We start from the raw sequence: 283 nt of genomic DNA, 5'->3' as shown, positions 1-283 counted from the left end.
CAGCAACCCGTAACTGCCCACTTTATATCAGATGGGCATAGGGCGGAACAGAAACTCTCTCTATCATCTCAAAAGCCGCCCCTTTTCAGTAGGGCAGAAAGAGGAAGAAAAGCGGGTCTTTCACTTAGAAGCAGTTGTTCTCTTGTACCTCCCGCTTGAACTTGTGCCTTCCCGAAAGAGGGAATATCGAAATCTGCCTGTAGCCCGGAAAAATAAAAAAAGCACGGGAATCGAAGCCAATCACTCAGATCTAAAAATCGGGTATCTCCTCGAACTTGAAAAC

At 46.3% G+C, this 283-nt stretch carries 1 protein-coding gene; it reads right to left on the bottom strand.

Annotation, left to right across the window (positions count from 1 at the left end):
• Positions 1-68 precede the first annotated feature (68 nt).
• Positions 69-283 (bottom strand): hypothetical protein (locus tag DJ029_RS22365; RefSeq protein WP_232823185.1); only part of this gene is annotated, 215 nt, incomplete at its 5' end.

This window comes from Oceanibium sediminis (genome assembly GCF_003265325.1).
Taxonomy (GTDB): Bacteria; Pseudomonadota; Alphaproteobacteria; order Rhodobacterales; family Rhodobacteraceae; genus Halovulum; species Halovulum sediminis.
This window is presented reverse-complemented; position numbering and strand designations above follow the sequence as displayed.